We start from the raw sequence: 22,119 nt of genomic DNA, 5'->3' as shown, positions 1-22,119 counted from the left end.
GTAGAGGTTGAGCCCACACCAATGCGGATGTTCTGCTCTTTCATGCCAGGTCTTGGCACTTCGCTTAAACACATCCTGAACAACGTCAGAGCCCAATCGCTTACGCGCTAGCGTGACAGCACTGCGCGCAACGTAATCCACCTCTTGCGGTAAGACGATATCAAGCTTATTGATGAGTGAACGGACGGACTCGCCTCTGAACAGAGCCATACCAATCACCGCCCAAATCATGGCATCCATAGGTAACTTACGTCGTCTTAAACTGGCAACACCATGTGAATCAAGGCACGACTGAATTAACTCAGGCTCAAGTACATCGGCCAGACAGGTGAATTCGGTAAGACGATTGATATGAGTACGCGCCAAAGCTTCTGAAAGTTGCATAAAAAAATCCGATGACATGGGGTCATCGGATTTTGATCCTTTCAGTGAGATCGTCAAGCGATCTGTCTTAACTGATCGGCATTACGCCATTGGGCGCCTTTGTTTTGGATGGAGCAATTAAAAACCGCGAGGCAGTTTGTGATTACCGGCTGCCAGTTTTTCACGCCACAGCTCTTTGGGAGTCTTGCCCCCTTGGCTACCGGCTTTGGCAGGCGCAACCTGTTTGGGTTTTGCCTTTGCGGCTGGCTTTGCTGCAGGCTTGGCCGCCTTGGGTTTTTCCTGCTTGGCTTCAGTCTTGGCCGGTTTGGCGCTATCTGCCAACATCTGTTCCAGTTCAGCGAAACGAAGTGATTTACCGCCATCGATTTTGTACCAGCTGCCATTTTGTTCAATGGTCACTGCTTTGCCCTGTTGTTCACTGAGAGCTTGCTGCAGTGTGCTGATAACTTCTTCTTTGGTCAGTTTTGCCATAATCATAACCTGTTTATTTTTAGAGTTACTTGAAGGTTTGCGATAATTTTATAAGTCAAAGGCCGGAAATGTCCAATTTGCCGGCCAAAAAGCAACAAACTTGTGCCCAAGGGCGCAGCTTTTGGCCGCTTTGGGCGCTGAAACCGGCAATTAGGCTTAAGATTTGTGACCTCAATCCTTGGGCTTGCTGTGCTAGAATGGCGCCATATATCTGCAACAGAATCGACAGGGAACCTTATGAAAAGAGAGGAACTCAGACAATATCTGGGCGAGTTTTTACAACTGGACAAGTTTCGTGATTATGCCCCCAACGGTCTGCAGGTCGAGGGCAAGGCCGAAATTCGCAAAATAGTTACAGGTGTAACCGCGTGTCAGGCATTGATTGACCGGGCTGTGGAAGCCGGAGCCGATGCCCTATTGGTGCACCATGGTTTCTTCTGGAAGAATGAGCCCGAAGTGTTGACCGGAATGAAACAGCGCAGGATCAAGAGCTTGCTGCTTAACGACATTAACCTGTTCGGCTATCACTTGCCGCTTGATGCCCATCCGATGCTTGGCAATAACGCCGAATTGGGTCGGGTGCTTGGGGTCATTGAGCCGGAGGCGGTAGAAACCGTCGCCCAGGGTTTGCTTTGGCAAGGAGTGCTTGACTCACCCATGACAGCCAAAGAATTGAGTGCCTTGCTTGAGCAGCGTTTGGGGCAGGCGCCTCTGCATCTGGATGGCGGTGAAAGAAACATACAAAAACTGGCCTGGTGTACAGGCGGCGCCCAGGATTATATCGATGCCGCAGCGGCCTTGGGGGTTGATGCCTTTATCAGCGGTGAAGCCTCAGAGCGTACCTTTCACAGCGCGGTCGAGCAGGGGATCCATTATTTCGGCGCCGGTCACCATGCCACCGAGCGGTTTGGCATCAAGGCGCTGGGGGAGCATCTGGCACGGGAGTTTGAGCTGGAGCACGAGTTCATTGATATTCCCAATCCGGTATAACTATCAAGGGAATAGGAAAAAGGCCGCGATTGCGGCCTTTTTGATATGGGATAGATGCTACAAGAGTCTTATTTGACTCGCATTCCAGGTTGAGCGCCTTCATGGGGCTCGAGAACCCAAAGATCCTTGCCACCCGGGCCTGCGGCCAGCACCATACCTTCAGACAAGCCAAAGCGCATCTTGCGAGGAGCCAGGTTGGCCACCATTACTGTCAGTTTGCCTTCGAGATCTTCCGGGGCATAAGCCGACTTGATACCGGCAAATACCTGACGGGTTTCGCCGCCGAGATCCAGCTGTAACTTCAGCAGCTTGTTGGCTTCAGGGACATGCTCGGCCTTCTTGATCAATGCAATCCGCAGATCCAGCTTGGCAAAGTCGTCAAACTCTATGGTTGGGCTGATAGGGTCATCCGCCAATGGGCCGCTGGCCTTGGGGGTGTCCTCGGTTGCCTTGAGGCTTTCCTTGGAGGCTTCCACCATGGCATTCACCTTATCGAGCTCAATGCGTTGCATCATGGGCTTGAACGGGTTGATTTGGTGACCGGCCATATCCAGTGCCAAGCCGCTCCAGCTGAGCTCCAGCTTGAGGAAGGCTTCAACATCGGCGGCCAAGCGTGGCAGTACCGGCTTGAGATAAGTCACCAGAATACGGAACAAATTCAGCGCCACTGAGCATACCTGATGGGCGCGGGCCAGGGTTTCTTCGTTTTTCACCAACTGCCAAGGAGCTTCATCGGCAACGTAAGCGTTGGCGACATCGGCCAGCGCCATGATTTCACGCATCGCCTTGCCGTATTCGCGGCCTTCATAAAGCTCGGCGATCAGCTCCTGTTTGGCCAGGAAGGACTCGGCCAGGCTGTTGTCTTCCACTTTGGCCAGTTTGGCGTCAAAACGTTTGACGATAAAGCCGGCGGTGCGGCTCGCCAGGTTAACCAGCTTACCGACCAGGTCCGAGTTGACTCTGGCGGCAAAGTCTTCCAGGTTCAGGTCCAGATCGTCAATACGGCTGGAGAGCTTGGCGGCGTAGTAGTAGCGCAGATATTCAGGATCCAGATGATCCAGGTAAGTACGGGCCTTGATAAAGGTGCCCTTGGACTTGGACATCTTGGCGCCGTTGACAGTGACATAGCCGTGGGCATAGACACTGCTTGGCTGACGGTAGCCGGCACCTTTGAGCATGGCCGGCCAGAACAGGCTGTGGAAATAGACAATGTCTTTGCCGATGAAGTGATACACCTCGGCCTTTGAGTCTGCATTCCAGAACTCGTCAAAGTTCAGCTCCGGGCGCTTGTCGCAGAGGTTTTTGAATGAACCCATGTAGCCCACAGGCGCATCGAGCCAAACATAGAAGTATTTGCCCGGCGCATCGGGGATCTCAAAGCCAAAGTAGGGCGCATCACGGGTGATATCCCACTGCTGCAGGCCTTGCTCGAACCATTCATCCAGTTTGTTGGCCATTTCACTCTGCAGTGAACCTGAATGGGTCCACTCTTTGAGCATGGTTTCAAAGGCGGGCAGATCGAAGAAGAAGTGCTCTGTCTCTTTCATGACAGGTGTGGCACCGGATACCGCCGAGCGCGGATTGATCAGCTCGGTTGGGCTGTAGGTGGCGCCACAGGCGTCACAGTTGTCGCCGTATTGGTCTTCAGACTTACACTTGGGGCAGGTGCCCTTGACGAATCTGTCCGGCAGGAACATGGACTTTTCCGGATCGAACAGCTGGGAAATAGTCTTGCTCTTGATATAACCGTTGTCGCGCAGTTTGAGGTAGATCTCACTGGCCAGCTGACGGTTCTCTTCGCTGTGGGTGCTGTGGTAATTGTCAAAGGCAATATTGAACTCGGCAAAATCCTGCTGATGCTCTTGATTGACCTTGGCGATCATCTCTTCGGGTTGGATCCCCATCTGCTGAGCCTTGAGCATGATAGGTGTACCGTGGGCATCATCGGCACAGATATAATGACACTCATGGCCACGAAGTTTTTGGAAGCGGGACCAGATATCTGTCTGTATGTACTCGAGCATGTGGCCCAGGTGAATGGGACCGTTGGCATATGGAAGCGCGCTGGTAACAAGGATTTTACGTTGTGTAGTTGCCATCTTTTCTCTGTTAAATCTAGGCCCTGAAAGAATGGCATAGATACTAACCGATTAATCCGGCTTTTTCATCAAAACCTGACATGAGTGTGTTAATTCTACTCTAATATTCGCATCATTATCTGGTACACTTGGCCAAATTTATCAAAAGGGGATTGCGTTTTGTCTTCTGCTTCTCAGGACTATCGTCTCAGTGACGAACTGCTCGGTCCGGTTCTTGCCATTCTCAATGCGTTTCAGGATCCATACCTGGCCCAGGGTTTAGTCGATGCCGGTTGTATTCGTAAGTTGGATTTGGATGGTAAAAGGCTGCTGCTGACCATCTTGTATCCATATCCTTGTCAGACCCAATATCGCGACACAGTGATCGCGCTGACCAATGAATTGTCCAAGCTCGATGCCATCGACGAGGTGGAGTGTGAGATTGGCTTTGAGCCTTTCAGTTACTCGGCCTTAGGCAATATTGCGCCTATTCCCAATGTGAAGCAGGTGATTGCCGTTGCTTCCGGCAAGGGCGGTGTGGGTAAGTCAACCACAGCGGTTAACCTGGCCTTGGCCCTGGCGGCCGAAGGCGCCAGGGTGGGTATTCTGGATGCCGATATCTATGGCCCCTCCATTCCATTGATGCTGGGGATCCCGACATTCAGACCCGTTTCCCCTGATGGTGTGCATATGACAGCCGCCACGGCCCATGGTATCAGCGCCCAGAGCATAGGTTTCATGCTGACCGATGATCAGGCCGCGGTATGGCGTGGCCCCATGGCCGCCGGCGCTTTGGCGCAACTGCTCAACGAAACCCAGTGGCCTGAGCTGGATTACCTGATGATTGACATGCCTCCTGGCACGGGGGATATCCAACTGACCCTGTCACAGAAAGTGCCTGTTAGCGGCGCCGTGATAGTCACAACGCCTCAGGATATCGCCCTGGCCGATGCCAAGAAAGGCATCACCATGTTCCAGAAGGTGAACATCCCAGTCGTGGGTATTGTGGAGAACATGAGCTTCCATCTCTGTCCTGCCTGTGGCCATAAAGAGCATCCTTTCGGTACTCACGGCGGCAGCAAGATAGCCGAACGCTATCAAGTGCCTTTGCTGGGCGCCTTACCTCTGCATATCAATATCCGTGAGGATATGGATAACGGTGAGCCGACTGTGGTGGCCGCACCTGAGGGTGAAGTCGCCGCCATTTACCGGGATATCGCCCGCCGTGTGGGTGCCCAACTGGCAAAACAAAAGAATCACAGCAGTATTTCAATCGCAATAGCAGATGATGAGTAAGGTTTTAGCAGCATGAATTCGCCACAGTGTGTCGTTATCGGGATAGCAGGGGCTTCGGCGTCAGGTAAAAGTTTGATCGCCAAGACCATATTTGAAGAGCTATGCCGAGACTTAGGGACAGATCAGATAGGGGTTATCAACGAAGATGCCTACTATCGGGATCAGAGCCATATGTCCATGGACGAGAGGGTCAAGACCAACTATGACCATCCCAAGGCGTTGGACCATGAACTGCTCGGTACTCACCTGGTAGCGCTCAAGCAGGGGCAGGCAGTGGATATTCCCTGCTATAGCTACGCCGAGCATACCCGCACCAGTGATACCTTGAAGATGACCCCTAAAAAGGTCATTATTCTCGAAGGTATTTTGCTGCTGACCGACCCTAAGCTGCGTGAACTGATGGATGCCAGCGTGTTTATGGACACGCCGCTGGATATCTGTCTGCTGCGGCGTCTGACCCGTGATGTGGCCGAGCGTGGCCGCACCATGGAATCTGTTATCAGCCAGTATCAGAAAACGGTAAGACCCATGTTTCTGCAGTTTATCGAACCCTCAAAGCAGTATGCCGACATCATAGTGCCAAGGGGCGGCAAGAACCGGATTGCCACCGATATTCTCAAGGCCAGAATCCAGCATTTGCTGGCGAAATAACTACAAGTATCCAGGGAGCTAGAAGGCGAGATGCGATTAACTGATATCGAAATTGAACAATGTCTGGACGAGGGCAGCATAGTCATAGATCCCCGTCCCGGCATAGAGGCCATCAGTGGCGTGAGTGTTGATGTGCGTCTGGGTCACCAGTTTCGGGTGTTCAAGGATCACACTGCGCCTTATATAGATCTCAGTGGCCCCAAGGCCGAAGTGCAGGCTGCACTGGATAGAGTGATGAGCGAGCAGATTGATATTGCCGATGGCGAAGCCTTCTTTCTGCATCCGGGCGAGCTGGCGCTGGCGGTGACCTATGAGAGTGTTCATCTGCCTTCCGACATAGTCGGCTGGCTCGATGGCCGCTCATCACTGGCACGTCTGGGCTTGATGGTGCACGTGACCGCGCATCGTATCGATCCGGGCTGGCAGGGGCGGATTGTGCTCGAGTTTTACAACAGTGGTAAATTACCGCTGGCACTTCGTCCCATGATGACCATAGGGGCACTGAACTTTGAGCGTCTGGCCCGCCCTGTGGCCAGACCCTACAACACCCGCAAGAATGCCAAGTATCGCGATCAGCAGGACGCGGTCGCCAGTCGGATCAGCCAGGACTGAGCCCTGGGCTGCGCATGACAGGCGTCTGGGTTCAGGGCAAAGAGCAGGATAGCGTCTGCGTTCGCGATCGGGGCTTTACCTATGGTGATGGCCTGTTTGCAACCATGGCGGTGGATGGTAAGGGACAGATAGCCTTTCTGACCGAGCATCTTGCCCGCTTGACTCAGGGAGCGCTGCGCTTGGGTTTTGTCTGGCAGGCATCCGATGCCTTGCGCTCAAGCCTCAAGCGCATCGCCGTCGCCAATCCCCATAGCTGCCTTAAGTTGCAGCTCACCCGGGGAGAGGGCGGCCGTGGTTATACGCCGCCGGCAGACGCTTTAATCACCGAAGTCATCAGCCTGGCGCCATTGCCGGCGCATTACCCAGATTGGCAGCAAAAAGGGATTGCCCTCAAGACCTCGGCCATCCGGCTTGGCAAACAGCCTAGGCTTGCCGGTATTAAACATCTCAACCGTCTGGAACAGGTGCTTATCAAGGCGCAGCCATTGCCTGAAGGCTTTGATGATTGGTTGGTACTGGATTGCGACGATTTACTGCTCGAATCCTCAATGGCCAATCTGTTTCTGCTGCTGCCCAATGAACAAGGTAAACTGACGGCGTATTCACCGGCCATGAATTACTGCGGTGTCTCCGGAGTGATGCGACAGCAGTTGATCGTGGCCTTGCTCGATCAGGGCATTGATGTACAGCTGTGCCCTATCAACACAGAGATGCTGCAACGGGCGCGGCACCTCTTTATCAGTAACAGCCTGTTGGGTTTGGTCGATGTTATTGCTGTGGATCAACACAGCTTTGAACTCTGGCCCGGCAGCACACCTCTTCGCAAGGCACTTGCTATCCAATTATGAAAAAATGCTTAGTTGCGGCCCTGGCCTTTGTGTTTACCCTGATGACTCTGGCGCTGGGCGTCGGCTTTTGGGGTTACAACGAGCTCAACCGCTTTGCGGTCACCGAGCTGAAACTGGACGAACCCAGAGAGTTACTGCTGAAACGAGGCACCTCCTTTTACCAGTTGGGGCAAGAGCTGCAAAATCAGCAGCTGTTGGAGTTTGACTGGCACTGGAAGCTCTGGGGTAAGCTTTACCCGCAGATGACTGCTATTCGCAGCGGTCTCTACCAGATTGAACCCGGCGACACACCTGTGTCTTTGCTGGAGCGGCTGGTGGCCGGTGACGAGAAGACTTTCACCCTGACGCTGGTAGAGGGCAAGACTATTCGTGAGTGGCAAGCGTATCTGCAGACCTTGGCGCATCTCAAGGTCAGCGACAAGCCGTTTATCGATGTGCTCGAAGCCCAAGGGGATAGCAGCGGCTTGCCTGAAGGCAAGTTTTTCCCGGATACCTATCAGTATCGTGCCGGCACTGAGCTCAATACGTTGTTGACCCAAAGCTTTATCAAGATGCAGCAACAACTGGAGAGTATCTGGCAGCAGCGGGATCAGAGCATTCCGCTCAAGAGTCCCTATGAACTCTTGATCCTGGCCTCCATCATAGAAAAGGAAACCGGCCTGGCAGAGGAGCGCGGCAAGATAGCGGCAGTATTTGTTAATCGCTTGAAAAAACGCATGCGCTTGCAGACAGATCCCACAGTCATTTACGGCATGGGTGAGCGCTTTGATGGCAATATCACCCGTAAAGATCTGCGCGAAGAAACGCCATTTAACACCTACCGTATTTTTGGACTGCCGCCGACACCTATTGCCGCGCCCGGGCGGGAAGCCCTGCTGGCGGCCGCACACCCGGAAGCCGTGGAGTATCTCTACTTCGTTTCCCGCAATGACGGCAGTCATGTATTTTCCCGTACACTGGCCGAACATAACCGCGCCGTGAACCAGTATCAGAGAAAGAGATAATGCCACAAAAAGCCACTGCAAAATTTATCGTTATCGAGGGCCTGGAAGGCGCCGGTAAGTCCAGTGCCATCGCATTGGTGCGAGACTTTATCGAAAAACATACCGGCAGGGCACCTGTCTGTACCCGTGAGCCGGGTGGCACCCCGTTGGCGGAGAAGATCCGCGACTTGGTGAAGGTGGCCGATGCAAGCGACCCTCTATGTGACGAATCTGAATGCCTGCTGCTGTATGCCGCCAGGGCTCAGCTGGTGGCCCGAGTGATCAAGCCGGCGCTGGCCGAGGGCAGTTGGGTGCTCGGCGACAGACACAACCTGTCGTCCCTGGCTTATCAGGGCGGTGGTCGGGGGTTGATGCCATTGGTCAGCGCGGTCAGCGCCGCCACCCTTGGGGACTTTAAACCAGACTTGACCCTGTATCTTGATATAGAGCCAAGCCTAGGGCTAACCCGCGCCGCCAACCGTGGTGAGCTGGATCGAATCGAGCAGCAGGAACTGGCATTCTTTGAACGCACCCGTACCACCTATCTGAGTCTGGCACAACAGGACGACAGCATAGCGGTTATCGACGCCAGTCAGAGCATGGCCGAAGTGCATAAAGATATTCTGGCTGTGTTGCAAACCAAAGATTGGTAAGCACGCGGCATAAGGAGTGATGAAGATGGACATGCCCTGGTTGAGTGACGCCAAAGCCCGTTTTATGCAGCAACTGCACTCGGCTCAGATGCCTCATGCGTTGCTGCTGGGACTTTCCCAAGGCTATGGCGGCATGAAGCTAGCCGAAGAGATAGCCGCGGCGGCCCTGTGCAGCGAACCCACAGCTCGGGGAGAGTGCGGTCATTGCAAGAGCTGCCAGCTGGTGCTCGCCGGTAACCATCCCGATTTTCATCTTCTCGAAGCCGATGGTAAACAGATAAAAGTGGATCAGGTGCGGGCGCTTTGTCAGGACCTCACCTCCACGGCGCAGCAAGGTGGGCGGCGTGTGGCGCTTATCGCCCAAAGTGAGCGCCTCAATCAAGCTGCGGCCAATGCCCTGCTGAAAACCCTGGAAGAGCCGGGGCAGGGGACGCTGATTATTCTACAGACCGACAGCACCGCCGGGCTGCTGCCGACCATATCCAGTCGTTGTCAGAGAGTGCAGGTAAAACTGCCGGACAATAGTGCCATTCAGTCCTGGCTGGCGCAGCAATTGCCGCTGCCGGCCGATGTTACCTGGTGTTTGCCCGTCGTCGGCGGGCCGCTAAAGTTGGCAGAGGTTTTGCAGTCTGACAGATACCAGACCTTATTGGATTATCGCCGCGATTGGCGCGCCAGTTTGTTAACGGGCCATCTGTGTGCTAGTTTGTTAACAGTAGGTGAAGAACAAATCTCTGATGTACTTAGAGTTTTATACTTGGTGTTACATAGAGAGCTGTTAACCACCGAAGGGGAGGACCCCTTGCTGCGGGCGCGAATAGCGACCCTGGCTGCCAAGGTGATGGATACCTGTAATCGTCTGAGCCAGATGCCGAGTGTCAACTACTTGGCGCTTTGCCAGAATTATGTCTTAGAATATAAGAGACTGAAAACTTAAAAAGTATCCTATGGTCGATCTGACAGTGAATTTTGACACCCTGCACCAGTTGTATCGTGCTCACATGCCTTTTATTCAGCCAGCGGGCCTGTTTGTGGCAACTACCGAGGGACATTTCCTCGGTCAGGAGATACAGATAGGTTATCGTTTGCCGGGCTCGACTCATGTCAATGAGTTTCAGGGGGTCGTGGTGTGGATCAACCCGCTCGGTGCTTCCGGAGGACGCCCGGCCGGTATAGGGGTTAAAATTCTCTCGGATCCCGAATCCCACAAGCATCATATCGAAAAACTCCTCTCCAGAGAGCTGGCCTCGGGTGATTTGACCTGCACTATGTAGGGCGCTATCCTTGCCGTCCTTTTCAATTGTGGGTGGATTTCCAAGTGTTAGTTGATTCCCATTGCCATCTCGATCGCCTCAAAGCCGCGCCGGATCCCGAAAGCCTCAGTCAGTTGCTCGATGCCGCCAAGGCTCGGGGGGTAGACTATTTTCTTTGTGTCAATGTCCGGCAAAAAGGTTTTGCAGAGATGAAGGCCAAAGTCGCCGGGTTTGAGCAGGTGTTCCTGTCATCCGGGGTGCATCCTTTGGATGTGAAAGAGGGATTGGATCTCAATGAACTCAAGCGTTATGCCGCCGACCCGAAAGTCGTGGCCATTGGCGAGACAGGGCTGGATTATTTCTATGCCGATGATACCAAGGCATTGCAGCAACAATGCTTTGAGCAGCAAGTGGCACTGGCCAGAGAAGTGGCCAAGCCTTTGATTGTTCACACCCGGGATGCCAGAGAAGACACCATAGCCATACTGAAGAACGGTGGCGCCGAACAGTGCGGCGGGGTACTGCACTGCTTTACCGAGAACTGGGAAATGGCCAAGGCGGCTATGGATCTGGGCTTTTATATTTCGGTTTCTGGTATCGTCAGCTTTAAAAATGCCGGTGAGCTAAGAAGTGTTATCCGTAAAATCCCCAAAGACAGGTTGCTGGTCGAAACCGATTCGCCTTATCTGGCACCCGTGCCTCATCGGGGAAAAGAGAATCAGCCGGCCTTTGTTCGTGATGTCGCCGAGTTTGTTGCCGAGCTCAGAGGTGAGTCCTTTGAAGAGTTGGCCCAGTACACCACAGACAACTTTTTTACCCTGTTCAAGGATGCGGCCAAACTTGCGGCAAGATAGGCTAGAGGCTTAGGGATATCCAGCCACTGGTCATCTGCAAAAAAGCTGCAGATAAAAAAAGGCCCAAAACTATTCCAATTGTTTTGGGCCTAGGGGAATGGCTCATGGTTGAGCCGTGCGCTAATGTTGAGATCCGACAGGATTGGCTATCTCTGACTAAATATTAGCCGAACGCCGCTAAAAGAGGTATTTGGCCGGCAGATTTGTTAGCACCAATTGATATAAGATATAACAAAAATAGAGGTCGATTTAAGTAAGGGCACTTAAAAGAATGACTTAACAAGCCACTCTTTTAAGCATTCAGGCAAGTTTAATCGAAGGCGTGTCTGCAGCGGCGTTTACCTAATGCTTTCAGGACGGCCAAGGCTTTCAGGATAGGCAGATCTTGTCTTTGACCAGCTCCCGCGGCAGGTTGTTCTTCAGCCGGTTTCCCAGATGTTTACCCAACCCCAGCACTTGCCCGCCCCAGGTCAATACCAGCTCACCACGGGCCTTTTCACTGCCATCCAGCGCGATATCCCGGCCCATCAGATAAGCCTGAGCCTCAGGCTCTGTAACTTCATAACCCTTGTCGGCGGTTACTCCCAAGGCCATTAAGGCTTCATGGCGCAGTTTCAACCCATGCTTACTGTCATCGGCGAGCTTAAGACCGATACGTTGATAACGCATCTTGCCGATAAAGGGCTCAAAGCCGCTGGGAAACAGCCAGTACTCCTGATCCCGGATCCAGAGGCTGCCTTCGGGAAGTGTTTTGCCGAGCAACCGCTGCAGCTCGGCGGCGATGGCCTGTTGCTGTTTGGCACTGGCGGGACTGAAAGGAAACTGCTTTTGTTGTTTGGGTTCATCGCTTTCGCGCGCCACTGAACTCAGTTTACGCACCTTGGCAACAAAGAAACCTTCGCTGTCATAGATTTGCGGCCAAATATGCAGGAAGCCCTCGGCAGTGCAGGCTTTTTCCGCCCCGGCAAACAGTGACTCAAGTGACTCAAAAGCCACGGCAGCGCCATATTTTTGCTTGAGGTATTGCAGTACGGCCTGGTTTTCCTGGCTGTTGAGGGTACAGGTGGAGTACACCATTACCCCGCCTGGCTTAAGTGCCAGAAAGGCGGAATCTATCAGATCCCTCTGGGTGGCGGCAATGTCGGCTATCTCCTGTGGATCCCAGTGTTTGAGGGCATCCGGATCCTTACGTACCGTGCCTTCACCGCTACAGGGGGCATCGAGCAACACCGCATCCATGGATTCATACTGGTATTGGCCGAACACCCTGGCATCGAAGTGGGTCAGGGCCGTATTGCTGACCCCCATTCTCTGCAGATTGGCATGCAGCACTTTGACGCGGCTGGAGGAGTATTCGTTGGCGATCAGCAAGCCACCATTGGCCATCATGGCCGCCATTTGTGTGGTCTTGGATCCCGGCGCCGAGGCCATATCTAGCACCCGCTCCATTCCCGGCTCCAGCAGCGCCATGGGCGGCAGCATGGAGCTGGCCTCCTGAATGTAAAACAGCCCTTGCTGATGTTCGATACAATTTCCGGGTTGGCTATCGCCCGCCTGATACCAAAATCCCTCAGGGCACCAGGGAATGGTTTCGAACTGCCAGCCTTTGGCCCGCATTCTCGAGAGGAATTCATCGACGCTGATTTTGAGGGTGTTGACCCGCAAGGCGGCTCTCAGTGGTAAGCTGCAAAAGTGAATAAAATCCTCGAGCTTGAGATGTTCTGGCAGATCCTTGGCGATACTGTTGATAAAATTCTGATTTAATTGAACCATAAACAAAAAGGGTGACCCCGGGATGGCGGCAGTATAGCACACTCGGGCGCGGCGACTGTGGGGTGTTTTAGGTGTTGAACCGGGTTTGGAGTCTGTTCTTTATTATCGCGCTGGGAGCGATTTTGCTGCGTTTGATGAGCGGCGATGCGACCGTTCTCAATGAGTCTGTCACGGCGATGTTTGACAGCGCCAAATTGGCCGCGGAAATAGCCCTGGGATTGATTGGGGTGTTGACCCTGTGGATGGGGCTGATGCGCCTTGGGGAAAAAGCCGGAGTGGTTGCAGCCATCGCCTGGGTATTTGAGCCGCTGCTCAGCAAGTTGATGCCGGAAGTGCCAAGAGGCCACCCCGCCTATGGCAGCGTCACCATGAACCTGACCGCCAATATGCTGGGGTTGGACAATGCCGCCACACCATTGGGACTTAAGGCGATGGCGGATCTGCAAAGCCTGAACCCCGACAAGAAGACCGCCACCAATGCCCAGATCCTGTTTTTGGTGCTCAACACCTCTTCCGTGACTTTGGTACCCGTGACGGTTTTTCTGTACCGGGCGCAGCAAGGGGCGGCTGATCCTGCCGACATTTTCCTGCCGATTTTACTCTCTACCCTGGGCTCGACCCTGGCGGGTTTGAGTGTGGTGGCGCTGGTGCAAAGGATACGATTGCTGGATTGGGTGGTGCTGGGTTATGGCGCAATACTGCTCGGCGGTCTCAGTGCCGGAGTGATGTACCTGTTGACCCTGGGAGCCGAGCGGATCGGCGAAGTCTCCGCCGTGTTGGGGAACGGTTTGCTGCTGGGGATCATCTTTGCCTTTGTGCTGGTGGCGCTGCTTAGGCGGGTGCCGGTTTACGATGAGTTTATTGAAGGCGCCAAGTCGGGGTTTGAGCAGTCGGTGCGGCTTATTCCTTATCTGCTGGCCATGCTGTTGGCGATAGCCTTACTGCGCGCCTCCGGCGCGCTGGATTATCTACTCGGGGTTATTGCCGCTTTGGTGAGCCATATGGGGATGGATGGCCGCTTTATCGATGCCTTGCCAACCGCCCTGATGAAGCCTTTGAGCGGCTCAGGCGCCAGAGCCATGATGCTGGAAACTATGGCCCATTACGGCGTCGATTCTTTTGCCGGCAGGCTGGCGGCCATTTTCCAGGGTAGTACTGAAACCACTTTTTACGTGCTGGCGGTGTATTTTGGTGCCGTCGGTATCCGTAATGGCCGCCACGCATTGGCTTGTGGCTTGTTTGCCGATCTGGCGGGTATCTGCACTGCTATAGTTGTATGCTATTGGTTTTATGGCTGAGGCGATACATAGGTAGGATTACAGAGTTAAAAAACGGGGCTCATCTGAGCCCCGTTTGGGTTTTATGGCTGGCTGAGTCTTGGGCGCCAGTTGAGCCAGTCGCGCTCGGATTTGTCATGAAGTGGCATCAGACTCTGGTTTTCAAGCGGTTTGCTGCTTTGATTGTCGAGCTCAGTGACCACTCCTATGCCGCCGGCGAGTATGGTTTCCAATGAGCCGGTTTCGATTTGGGCTCCGGAAAAAAGCCCCAAATCGACCCGAATACCGGACAAGTCGTAGAACCTGCTGCTCTGGTTGATAAGATGCCGATAAGGCGCAGCAATCTGGGTCTGGATCCAGACTTCATCGCCCTTGGGCGCCAGTCGATAGCTGGTTACATCGCCAATTTGAATGCCGCGAAAGAAGATCCCTGTGCCTATGTTGACCGAGCCCAGGCTGGCCTTGCTCAGCACCAGTTGCAGCGCATCGGCCTCTGGGGCAACCGCCGTGTGTACTTGGCCATTGAACTGTTGGCTTACTTCGGCGGCTTGGCCGGGAAGAGCGCTGATATAGGCGCCGGTCAGCAGGGTTTCCGGTGCCTTTATGCCCTTAAGGGATATTTCGGCATTGACCAGGCTGAAGCGACTGTCGCTTTTGAGAAACGGCTCGGCATAGCGGCCATAGAGGAAGGCACTGAGTTGCTGGCTGTTGAGATCGTCACTCAAGGTTACCCGGGTGACTTCACCTATCTGATGACCCTGATAGCGGATAGCGGCACCTGGTTTGATAGTGGCACTGGCCGGGAAACTCAGCCCAATGGCAACGGCTTGATTGCGCGCCAGTGACTCGGAAGCATAAAGCTGCTTATTGTTGGGCTCGCCTTGCTCCAAAAAGCCCAAACTGATACTGCCCTTGATGGCACCGGCCAGCGGCGCGACATCCAGCTTGACTCCCGAAAGCCCGGCATCGATTGACACCGCCTGGTTGCGCCAAAACACGGCATTGGGTTTGAGCAGGGGCGCAAAGGTATGGTCTATGGCGAGCGCAATGGCAAATCTGTCATCCTGGCTCTGCCAGCTGACCTGTTTCACCTGTCCTATCTGCATCTTCTTGTAGTAGACAGGTGCGCCTGGGCTCAAGTCGGCGCCATCATCGCTGTAGAGCTGCCAGTTGAGCTGCTCCATGCCTTGGTAATAGTGGCCGGCCTCGGCACTCGAGGCAAACAGCGGCAACGGCTTGGAAAGATCGGCGCCCTTGCGGCTTTGGCCGCGTCTTAAGCTGACACTGCCCTTGGTCAGGGTCGTAAAATCGCCGCTCTTGAGGCTGACTCCGTCCAGTGAGGCGTTGAAGTCCAGCGCGGCTTCGGCGATGAAGTCACTGCCTTGGGTCAGCAACGAGGCAAACTCGGGCAACACCTCGGCCTGGTATTCTACCGAGTTAAAGTCCTGACTCAGGGCAACTGAAGTGACCTTGCCTATGGCGATCTTCTTGTACCTCAGCTCGGCATCTGGGCTGATGCCGGGGTTTTCATCGGCTCTAAGCGTTATCTTTAGCGCCTTGGCCTTGCTGAGATCTGGCGCCTGCTCGGCCAAGGCGTAACGGGTTTGGGCCTCGCCCGTACCCGGGAGAAAGGCGATGGCATCGCCGCTCAGCAATCGGCCCGGGTGTTTTATGCCTGACAGTGACAGCTCAGCGCCTTCACGCCAAAACTGCGCCGTGCCGGTCAAAAGACTCGAGTAGGGGGCGTCCAGGCGGGCATGCAGCGCCACGCCGTCATCGGCCAGCACTATCTCTTCGATTTCCCCTATAGGCAAACCGCGGTAGAGAATGGGGCTGCCCTTGTTGAGGCCATCGGCGTTTTTTGCCGACAGAATAAAGCTGGCGCCGCCACTGGCTTCTGTTTCATTGTCATATAGGGTGAAACTATCGCCGTTTACTGCGTTCTTTGAGCTTTCGGGGGAATCAAAGTTGATGCCGCCGGCGAGTATCGCCGCCAGGCTCTCTGCGCTGACCTTAACGCCGGAAAGTGAGGCGTTGATCTCTATGCCGGAGACATTCCAAAAACGGGAATCTTTCTTGACCAGATAGGCATATTGCTCCTGAATAAAAGCACTTAGCAGCAGCTTGTCACTGTTGTCGAGTCGATAGCTGACCACACTGCCGACCGGTACCTGGCGATAGAATACCGGAGAGCCCACATCCAGTGAACCGAGGCGATCGGCGCTCAGTTCAACTACTAAGCCATCATTACTGGGCAGCACGGCCGGGGCAGAGCGCTCGGCCTCGTAGCTGTAACGTGAATCGCCGTCTCCGGGTTGAATGCCTATATAGTTTCCCGAGAACAAGGCATCCAAACCTTCGACGCCTGTGATGGATGCTTTGGGGGTCACCAGCCAGAACTTGGTTTCATCCCTGAGGAAAGGCTCGGCGCGGTAGTCCATCAATACATCGACGTTAACGCCCTGCAGCTCTTCATCGATGGAGATATCCACCACCTTGCCGACGGTCAGGCCCTGATAGCGCACCAGTGTCTTGCCCACATCCATACCACTGGCACTGGGGAAATGGATCCGCACCTCAATGCCGGATTCCTTGATGCTCTTCAGCCCCAGCCAAGCGCCCAAGGCCAACGCCACTATAGGTAACAGCCAGATGGGGGAAAAAAGCTTCTTTTTGACTATTTTAGGCTTTTCGATTTGCGTCATCTTCTGTGTCCAGTTGATCCCAAAGTAAACGTGTGTCCAACACCTTGGCCGCAAGTTGGGTAAAGAGGATGACCAAGGCAAACGCAGTTGCCGCCGGCGCCGGCTTGGCGTCCAGCAATTGCCCCATATTAACCAGGGCAACGGTAATGGATATGACAAACAGATCCAGCATAGACCAGCGTCCAATCCATTCTATGATATGAAACCCGGCCATCAGTGGCCGTTTGGGGATAGGCAGGTTGAAACTGATCGCCGTCAGATAGAAAGCCAGGCCGATAATCTTCAGCCAGGGCACCAGAATACTGGCGGTAAAGACTATGATGGCGATGGGTAACATGTCCGACTGTACCAGATGGGTGATGCCGGAAAAAATGGTGTCGTAGGTAACCTTGCCCTGTTTGGTGAGCATGGTAATGGGATAGATGTTGGCCGGGATCAACAAGATGGCTGCAGTGATCAGCAAGGCCCAGCTTTTTTGCAGACTGGTTTCGTCCCTTAGCCTGAGTGGGTTTTGGCAGCGGCTGCAGTACTCATCCTCTATCAGGTTGAGTTTCTTGCAGGCAGGGCAGGTGCACAGGCCCATGTCTTTGCCCTGGATCTGCTTTCTAGCTTTCATCGAGAAAACTCCACATATGCTCCAGGTTATATTCGCGCTGCAGGAAGAGAGTCACCAAAAACAGCATGGTAAAACAAAAGGTTCCCATGCCAAAGTAAACATCGGAGAAGTCGGACAACTGAAAGGCGGAAACCAGGAAACTGATCACATAAATTTCCAGCATGGTCATTTGCGACAGCAGGCCTTGCTTCTTGAGCAGCCAGGTGAGAACCCCTCGCCAGAAGTGATGCTGCACCAGACCTGTCTTGATGATCAGTACCTGAACAAAAATCGACAGATTGAGTACTCCTGGGGCTATTACTGCCGCCACCAATACGGCAATCCCCACTATCCAATAACCTTGGTCAATTACCGCCAGGGCACCTTGGTATGCGGTCGTGGTTCTGACACTGCCGAGAAAGTGCATTTCCAATACTGGCAGCAGCATGGCGGGCAGATAAAACAGCAGGGCACTGATACATAACGCCAGCATGCCATTGATAGAGCAATAGGGCGCATCATAAAGCGCTGTATGGCATCTGGGACAAAGCGCTCTGACACCGGAGGGCAAGGCGCGTTTACTCACAGCCAAATCACAGGCGCGACAGAGCACTAAGCTGCAGTCCGGTTTGTTGTCGCTTGGAGTATAAGCTTTCAAATGCTGGATATGTCCTGTTCTGGCCATGGTGACCCAAGCTTAGTCGTCAACACACTAACTGCGTTGCGCGTGGGTCCATTGGAGTTAATCGACAAAACAAACTCGCAAATACTATCAGAAAGACCGCGTCTCTTGCATCTATAGCGCATTTTATGTCACTCTATGTACTGTATATTTAAACAGTGTGAGGAAGGTCATGGCCGTTATAACTCAGTACGTTGTGGTCAGAGAAGGGGTTGAGAAGATGACATTTACATCTAAGAAGGAGGCAGACGCCTACGATAAGATGCTCGACATCGCGGATAACTTAATCCCCTTTATTCAAGCCAGTGAATTGGAACTGGATGATAATACAGCGGAAAAACTTGCTTTTTATTTAGCTTCTCATAAAGATACACTGGCGAATCTGCTCAAGGGCGCCCCGGTAAAAGCACCGGCCCCCGCCAAGAGCAGTAAGAAGAAGACAGAACCAGAAAAGGCATAACCCGGGAATACAGATGAAAGCTCAGTTTTACGATACGCTCAACCGTCAGGTACAGGCACTGTTTGCCGGTGAAGACGATGTCATTTGTGCCATGGCCAATTTCTCAGCTTTGCTGAATGAACACCTTGAAGACATCAATTGGGTGGGCTTCTATCTGCTCAAGGGTGAGCAACTGGTGCTTGGGCCCTTTCAAGGGAAACTGGCCTGTACCCGAATTCCAATGGGTAAAGGTGTCTGTGGCACCGCGGCCGCCAAGGCCGAGACTCAGTTGGTTGAGGATGTACATCAGTTTGCCGGACATATCGCCTGTGATGCCGCCAGCAACTCGGAAATTGTGATCCCTGTTTACCAAAAGGGCGAACTGATTGCCGTGCTGGATATCGACAGTCCCAGCCTGTCGCGCTTCGATAAAGAGGATCAAACCGGGCTGGAGACCCTGGTGCAGAGTCTGGAAAAGTGCTTATTTGGTTAATTCCCGTACAATCTGCCACAATTGGTGGTCGCTTTAAGGCGCGTGCAGCTTATAATAGGCGGCCGCTTTGAGGGCCAAATGACCGTTTGTGGTGCTTGGCCGTATCAGGCTGAAATGTTAAGTTTTGTGTAATGCCTTTGGCAATGGCCGAATGCATGCTAATTTGTACGTTATCCCCCAAGGGGTTAACGAAGATGAACGACGCCGTGAGTACAGCAGACCTAACTGACCACTGACGTCCCCTGTTAACTGTGGAAGTAATGATGGAATCAACAGAAAAGTTGACCGACACCAACGCTATTCTGGCGTATTTGTATGAAACATTCCCTTTGTGCTTTATTGCTGAAGGAGAAACCAAACCACTGAAGATAGGACTGTTTCAGGATTTGGCTGAAAGGTTGGCTGATGATTCCAAAGTCAGTAAGACCCAACTTAGGGTCGCCCTGAGACGCTACACCAACAGTTGGCGCTATCTGAAGTGCATCAAGGAAGGCGCTCAGAGGGTGGATCTCGATGGTAACCCTTGCGGCGAACTGGACCCAGAGCATATTGAACATGCCAAGGCGACGCTGAAAGAGAGTCAGGAAAAAGCCAAGGCCCGCCGTGCTGCCGAGCCAGCCAAAGAAGGTGAAGCCAAAAAAGCCAAGCCTGCGCGTAAGCCTCGTCCTCAAGGGGACAAGCCCCGCAACGAGCGCCCACGCAGCGATAAAAAGGCGGCCCGTAAGCCTAGCAAGCCTGCCGCTCCAGCCGTGGAATTGGTACCAGCCGTATTGGAAGAGCTGAAACCTTCACAGCGAGTGAATGTCAAATTGGGTATGACACCGGTAGCCGGTGTGATCCTCGACATCAATAAAGAAGATGTTCACGTCCAACTGGATTCCGGCCTGTCAGTTAAGGTCCGCGTGGAACATATTCTGCTGTAAAATCATCAAATAGAAAGGAGTAACTTGCTGATGCGAAAATTTATTCTTGCTGCATCGATCGCCAGTGTCTTTATGGGATCCCAGGCGCTGGCTATCTCACCGGCAGTCCCGGTCAGCGAGTTACCCCATTTGCAACAGGAGCCGCAACACAAGGTTGCCAGTAAACGGATAACCGGCCTGTTCAGTCGCTCCCATTATCACAGATTCGATCTGGATGATGCCTTCTCGCAGCAGATCTTCAAACGCTTTCTTGAACAACTCGACTACCGCCGCAATGTATTGTTGCAGAGCGATATCGACAGTTTTAAGGTTTATGCCAATCAGTTTGACGATATGGTACGCAGCGGCGATCTGGAACCGGCGTACAAGATGTACGATCTGGTGCAGCAGCGCCGTTACGAGCGTTTTGCCTATGCCTTGAGTCTGCTCGATAAAGAGATGGACTTTAATCAGGCCGGCGATGCTTATGTCTTTGATCGTAAAGATGCCGCCTGGCCCAAAGACGAGGCCGAGCTCAACGAGCTGTGGCGTCAGCGGGTCAAGTACGATGCCCTCAACCTCAAGCTGACCGGTAAAGAGTGGCCGGAGATTGTTGATGTGCTGGGTAAGCGCTACAACAATGCCATCAAGCGCTTGAAGCAAACCAACAGTGAAGACGTGTTCCAGGGGCTGATGAATGCATTTGCCCGCAGTGTCGAACCGCACACCAGTTACCTGTCTCCCCGTAATGCCGAACGTTTCCAGATGGAGATGAACCTTAGCCTGGAAGGGATAGGCGCCGTATTGCAGATGGAAGATGACTACACAGTTATCAAGAGTCTGGTGGCCGGTGGTCCTGCTGCGCTGAGTGAGAAGCTGGCGCCTGAAGACAGAATTGTCGGTGTAGGTCAGGAAGGCAAGGAGATGGTCGATGTTATCGGCTGGCGTCTGGATGATGTAGTCGACCTGATCAAAGGCCCTAAAGGTAGCAAGGTGACTCTGCAGGTGCTGCCCAAGAAAGGCGGCTCCAATGCCAAACCCATCAATGTGACTGTGGTGCGGGACAAAATTCGTCTCGAAGACAGGGCGGCGACTTCCAAGATAGTCGAGCCGGAAACCGGTCCTTACGCTCAGCGTAAAATTGGTGTTATCCAGATCCCCGGCTTCTATATGGACTTATCCCGCGATGTGGCCAAGGAGTTGCAAACACTCAATGAAGCCAAGGTTGAAGGTGTGATTATTGACTTGCGTGGTAACGGTGGTGGCGCCTTGACCGAAGCGACTTTGCTTACCGGGCTGTTTATCGATCAGGGGCCTGTGGTGCAAATTCGTGACGCCAACGGTCGCATCAGCGAAAACCGCGACAACGATGGCAAGAGCTATTATGACGGTCCACTCACAGTGATGGTTGACCGTTACTCGGCCTCGGCATCGGAAATTTTTGCCGCTGCGCTGCAGGATTATGGCCGCGCCTTGATTATCGGTGAGTCTACCTTCGGTAAAGGCACAGTGCAGCAGCACAAGAGCCTTGGCCGTATCTACGACCTGTATGAAAAGCCGGTTGGCCATGTGCAGTACACTATAGCCAAGTTCTACCGTATTAATGGTGGCAGCACTCAGTTGAAAGGTGTGACTCCGGATATTCCGTTCCCCAGTGCTTTGGAGCCGGGGGAATATGGTGAGGCGGAAGAAGACAATGCACTGCCATGGGATAAGGTGCCTGTAGCCAAGTACCAGCCTTTGGGTGAAATCGGCGCAGAGATGGTCAGCAATCTTGCGAAACGCCACGAGAGTCGGATTAAGCAGGACGTCGAGTTCGGTTATATACTGCAGGACATCGGCGAGTTCAAGAAACACCATAAAGAGAAGAGTGTTTCTCTGGTGGAAAGTGAGCGCTTGGCCGAGCGGGATAAGGACGATCAGAAACAGTTGGCCCGCCTCAACGAACGTCGGGTTGACCATGGTCTCGAACCCTTGAAGTCTCTGGATGACGATGAAAATGTCTCCGAAGACGAGAAGAAAATCGAGACTCCGGATGCCTTCCTCGATGAAGCCGTCTATATCACTCTGGATATGGTGGACTATCAGAGATTGGCAAAAAACAGCGCAAATTGATGCTGGCTCCAGGAAACATAAAAACGCGCTGATTGCGCGTTTTTTGTTTGCTCCCAGCGCGAACA

General features: G+C 53.4%; 22 protein-coding genes. 15 read left to right on the top strand and 7 right to left on the bottom strand.

Translation table 11 applies throughout. From position 1 onward, the window contains the following. Positions 1-402, bottom strand: a 402-nt coding sequence (locus ACMHXI_RS18325) for a transposase domain-containing protein (protein ID WP_413735736.1), incomplete at its 3' end; no start/stop codon positions are given. 99 nt (positions 403-501) lie between these two features. Then, positions 502-855, bottom strand: a complete 354-nt coding sequence (locus ACMHXI_RS18320) for a hypothetical protein (RefSeq protein ID WP_045283860.1) — start codon at positions 853-855, stop codon at positions 502-504. Positions 856-1,092: 237 nt separating this feature from the next. Here ACMHXI_RS18320 and ACMHXI_RS18315 point away from each other — a divergent pair, with 237 nt between their 5' ends. After that, the gene (locus ACMHXI_RS18315; protein WP_208135839.1) at positions 1,093-1,845 is read left to right on the top strand and encodes a Nif3-like dinuclear metal center hexameric protein; all 753 of its coding nucleotides are present in this window, start codon (positions 1,093-1,095) and stop codon (positions 1,843-1,845) included. A gap of 68 nt (positions 1,846-1,913) precedes the next feature. Here the strand turns inward: ACMHXI_RS18315 and metG are convergent, their stop codons facing one another. Continuing rightward, entirely contained in the window at positions 1,914-3,944 is a 2,031-nt protein-coding gene (gene metG / locus ACMHXI_RS18310) for a methionine--tRNA ligase (protein WP_208135838.1), read from the bottom strand. 159 nt (positions 3,945-4,103) lie between these two features. Between metG and apbC the strand changes: the two genes are divergently transcribed. Genes apbC through ACMHXI_RS18265 form a run of 9 tightly spaced genes read left to right on the top strand, consistent with a single transcriptional unit; the run spans position 4,104 to position 11,073 of the window. Further along, on the top strand, positions 4,104-5,219 hold the full coding sequence (gene apbC / locus ACMHXI_RS18305) for an iron-sulfur cluster carrier protein ApbC (RefSeq protein WP_413735733.1): 1,116 nt from the start codon (positions 4,104-4,106) through the stop codon (positions 5,217-5,219). 12 nt (positions 5,220-5,231) lie between these two features. Then, positions 5,232-5,870: a uridine kinase gene (udk, locus tag ACMHXI_RS18300; protein WP_025887708.1), complete on the top strand. Its 639-nt coding sequence runs from the start codon at positions 5,232-5,234 to the stop codon at positions 5,868-5,870. Positions 5,871-5,900: 30 nt separating this feature from the next. Then, positions 5,901-6,482: a dCTP deaminase gene (gene dcd / locus ACMHXI_RS18295; RefSeq protein WP_028781440.1), complete on the top strand. Its 582-nt coding sequence runs from the start codon at positions 5,901-5,903 to the stop codon at positions 6,480-6,482. 14 nt (positions 6,483-6,496) lie between these two features. Then, positions 6,497-7,330 carry an aminodeoxychorismate lyase gene (pabC, locus tag ACMHXI_RS18290; RefSeq protein WP_413735730.1) on the top strand — a complete coding sequence of 278 codons (834 nt, stop codon included), beginning with the start codon at positions 6,497-6,499 and terminating at the stop codon, positions 7,328-7,330. After that, positions 7,327-8,334 (top strand): endolytic transglycosylase MltG, encoded by a 1,008-nt coding sequence (mltG, locus tag ACMHXI_RS18285; RefSeq protein ID WP_054745560.1) that lies wholly within the window; start codon positions 7,327-7,329, stop codon positions 8,332-8,334. Before pabC ends, mltG begins: the two co-directional genes overlap by 4 nt. After that, positions 8,334-8,966: a dTMP kinase gene (gene tmk / locus ACMHXI_RS18280; protein ID WP_025011166.1), complete on the top strand. Its 633-nt coding sequence runs from the start codon at positions 8,334-8,336 to the stop codon at positions 8,964-8,966. Before mltG ends, tmk begins: the two co-directional genes overlap by 1 nt. A gap of 25 nt (positions 8,967-8,991) precedes the next feature. After that, complete coding sequence (gene holB, locus ACMHXI_RS18275; protein WP_044734614.1) at positions 8,992-9,903, top strand: DNA polymerase III subunit delta'; 912 nt, start codon at positions 8,992-8,994, stop codon at positions 9,901-9,903. 10 nt (positions 9,904-9,913) lie between these two features. After that, positions 9,914-10,240 carry a PilZ domain-containing protein gene (locus ACMHXI_RS18270; RefSeq protein ID WP_413735727.1) on the top strand — a complete coding sequence of 109 codons (327 nt, stop codon included), beginning with the start codon at positions 9,914-9,916 and terminating at the stop codon, positions 10,238-10,240. 44 nt (positions 10,241-10,284) lie between these two features. After that, positions 10,285-11,073, top strand: a complete 789-nt coding sequence (locus tag ACMHXI_RS18265) for a TatD family hydrolase (protein WP_025011163.1) — start codon at positions 10,285-10,287, stop codon at positions 11,071-11,073. Between the two features lie 369 nt (positions 11,074-11,442). Here the strand turns inward: ACMHXI_RS18265 and rsmF are convergent, their stop codons facing one another. Continuing rightward, on the bottom strand, positions 11,443-12,846 hold the full coding sequence (rsmF, locus tag ACMHXI_RS18260) for a 16S rRNA (cytosine(1407)-C(5))-methyltransferase RsmF (RefSeq protein ID WP_071237485.1): 1,404 nt from the start codon (positions 12,844-12,846) through the stop codon (positions 11,443-11,445). Positions 12,847-12,917: 71 nt separating this feature from the next. Here rsmF and ACMHXI_RS18255 point away from each other — a divergent pair, with 71 nt between their 5' ends. Beyond that, on the top strand, positions 12,918-14,144 hold the full coding sequence (locus tag ACMHXI_RS18255) for a nucleoside recognition domain-containing protein (protein WP_107352031.1): 1,227 nt from the start codon (positions 12,918-12,920) through the stop codon (positions 14,142-14,144). Between the two features lie 62 nt (positions 14,145-14,206). On the opposite strand, the gene ACMHXI_RS18250 is transcribed toward ACMHXI_RS18255, so the two are convergent. From ACMHXI_RS18250 to ACMHXI_RS18240, 3 genes are read right to left on the bottom strand one after another with little or no spacing between them, the layout of a single operon-like run. Beyond that, positions 14,207-16,828, bottom strand: a complete 2,622-nt coding sequence (locus ACMHXI_RS18250; protein ID WP_413735724.1) for an MlaD family protein — start codon at positions 16,826-16,828, stop codon at positions 14,207-14,209. Next, positions 16,806-17,444 (bottom strand): paraquat-inducible protein A, encoded by a 639-nt coding sequence (locus tag ACMHXI_RS18245; protein WP_025887715.1) that lies wholly within the window; start codon positions 17,442-17,444, stop codon positions 16,806-16,808. The genes ACMHXI_RS18250 and ACMHXI_RS18245 overlap by 23 nt, the downstream gene beginning before the upstream one ends. Next, complete coding sequence (locus ACMHXI_RS18240) at positions 17,434-18,081, bottom strand: paraquat-inducible protein A (protein ID WP_037475773.1); 648 nt, start codon at positions 18,079-18,081, stop codon at positions 17,434-17,436. Before ACMHXI_RS18240 ends, ACMHXI_RS18245 begins: the two co-directional genes overlap by 11 nt. Positions 18,082-18,277: 196 nt before the next feature. Here ACMHXI_RS18240 and ACMHXI_RS18235 point away from each other — a divergent pair, with 196 nt between their 5' ends. From ACMHXI_RS18235 to prc, 4 genes are all read left to right on the top strand, one after another. Continuing rightward, positions 18,278-18,565, top strand: a complete 288-nt coding sequence (locus ACMHXI_RS18235) for a YebG family protein (RefSeq protein ID WP_025011161.1) — start codon at positions 18,278-18,280, stop codon at positions 18,563-18,565. A gap of 13 nt (positions 18,566-18,578) precedes the next feature. Next, positions 18,579-19,037, top strand: coding sequence for a GAF domain-containing protein (locus ACMHXI_RS18230; RefSeq protein WP_044734609.1), 459 nt, complete (start codon positions 18,579-18,581; stop codon positions 19,035-19,037). Positions 19,038-19,300: 263 nt separating this feature from the next. Next, positions 19,301-19,960, top strand: coding sequence for an RNA chaperone ProQ (gene proQ / locus ACMHXI_RS18225; protein ID WP_071237465.1), 660 nt, complete (start codon positions 19,301-19,303; stop codon positions 19,958-19,960). 30 nt (positions 19,961-19,990) lie between these two features. Continuing rightward, positions 19,991-22,054 carry a carboxy terminal-processing peptidase gene (prc, locus tag ACMHXI_RS18220; RefSeq protein WP_044734607.1) on the top strand — a complete coding sequence of 688 codons (2,064 nt, stop codon included), beginning with the start codon at positions 19,991-19,993 and terminating at the stop codon, positions 22,052-22,054. The last annotated feature ends 65 nt before the right edge of the window (positions 22,055-22,119 follow it).

This window comes from Shewanella sp. BJSY2023SW005 (assembly GCF_047314585.1).
GTDB lineage: Bacteria > Pseudomonadota > Gammaproteobacteria > Enterobacterales > Shewanellaceae > Shewanella > Shewanella algae.
Note: the sequence above shows the minus strand (reverse complement) of the source record. Positions and strands in the feature narration are given on the sequence as shown.